Origin of the sequence: Methylobacterium sp. E-025 (assembly GCF_022829705.1) — a bacterium.
In the GTDB taxonomy this organism is placed as follows: domain Bacteria; phylum Pseudomonadota; class Alphaproteobacteria; order Rhizobiales; family Beijerinckiaceae; genus Methylobacterium.
In genome coordinates, this window is the sequence record NZ_JAKSYR010000097.1 from 1 (window position 1) to 1,560 (window position 1,560).

The window sequence follows — 1,560 nt, forward strand, 5'->3', positions numbered from 1 at the left end:
GAGCACGTCCTGGTCCGAGTTGCCGCAGAGCAGCGCCACGTAGGCGCGGGTCCCGACGCTGCCGACCCCGACGACGCGGTGGGCGACGTCGACCACGTGGTAGCGGCTCAGCATGAACCGGCGCTCGCGCGGCAGCGTCTCAGCATAGCGTTCCAACCCGGACGTCACAGCCTCGCGCGTGGCATCATCAACCCGAACGAGGATCGGCGCATCCTCGCGGAACCGCCAACCACCATCTGTACGACGTTCCCCGACGCGGGCCAGCAGACTCTCATTAGTCTTCCGCCGAGCCTTCCCAACGGCCTTGGTCACGACCGCTTGAGAGCGTGCATCGATCTCGATCCCGGCGAAGACAAGATCGTCGGCTCGCGATGCGGACTGCCAGACTTCGAGCGATCCGCGAGGGGCAAGATCGTTCATCGTGTGCTGGTAGCCCGCCACGGCGCTCAGCGTCGCCTCCCGACGCTCAGATGGGGGCACGTCAGCGTCGCGAGCTGCCACCTCGATGCTTGCACAAAGCCGCTTGAGATCCCACTCCCACGGTCCAACTGTGACCTCATCGAAGTCGTTGAGATCCAATACGACATCGCCTTGTGGGGTTCCGAACAAGCCGAAATTGGAAATGTGTGCGTCCCCGTTCAAAACCACATCGATTGCGGTGCGAGGACCATGAGCGAGGTCCCAGGCCATGACCTGAGCAGCCCCACGCAGAAAAGCGAATGGTGAGGAAGCCATGCGGGCGATGCGGAGAGGAATGAGGTGCGATTGCCGGCCCTCATGTGCTGCCTCGATCAGCATCACCGGGTCTGGACGATCCGCGCTAACATTCAGTACGGAATGAGCTTTATGAGGAATTTCGATACGTAGGATTTTGCCGGCGGTGCGCCGCTTGTCCCACGGCTCCACGCCCGAACGCAGCTCGATATGCGGAAAGTCTGCCAATGGCTCCAGGACCGCTTCTTCAGCGGCTTTGACTAGAGCCTCTTGGTGATCGTTGAGCAGTGGTGTGGTGTTCATAAAGTGTGCTGACCGCTCCATCGACCTCAACCGCTCGCTGCAAATGAAGCTAGCGGCACGATGGCAAATTGAAAGCGCCGGACTAACGTTGGCCGAGCGGAATGCCGGATCACAGGCGGGAGCGGGAACGCGTAGCACGTCAGTCCAACTCTGGTGCACCTTTTACCGGCTGTGTTTTGCAATTATTTCGTGCATGGCTTAGGTGACTAGCGCCTCGATGGAGTTACCTGCCCGGCCGCGTTCGGTGGGCACAGCCTGCGGACCGGGTTCGTGACGACGGCGGCCGAGCACGGGGCCGACCTCGCGCGCATCATGGAAGTGTCAGGCCACCGCGACCCCCGGACCGTCCTCGGGTACGTCCACCGGGCAAACGCCTTCAAAGATCATGCAGGGAGCGGGTTCCTCTAGGTCGCGGACTCATAAAGTTCGCAGCCAGACCCGGACGGCAGCGAGTTTGACGCTGGCGAGGAAGTTGTCGGGATCCTTGTCGTAGCGGGTGGCGACGGCGCGGAAGTGCTTGATCTTGCTGAAGAAGCGCTCGAC

The 1,560-nt window shown here is 61.9% G+C and carries 1 protein-coding gene and 2 pseudogenes; 1 reads left to right on the plus strand and 2 read right to left on the minus strand.

Annotation, left to right across the window (positions count from 1 at the left end):
* The coding region (locus MKK64_RS11975; RefSeq protein WP_243935077.1) for a DUF2252 domain-containing protein at positions 1–1,017 on the minus strand (1,017 nt) is incomplete at its 3' end.
* Between the two features lie 249 nt (positions 1,018–1,266).
* On the opposite strand from MKK64_RS11975, the pseudogene MKK64_RS11980 reads away from it, so the two are divergent.
* Positions 1,267–1,425, plus strand: a pseudogene (locus MKK64_RS11980) (tyrosine-type recombinase/integrase); the annotation flags it as partial.
* 9 nt (positions 1,426–1,434) lie between these two features.
* On the opposite strand, the pseudogene MKK64_RS11985 reads toward MKK64_RS11980, so the two are convergent.
* A pseudogene (locus MKK64_RS11985) lies at positions 1,435–1,560 on the minus strand (IS5/IS1182 family transposase); the annotation flags it as partial.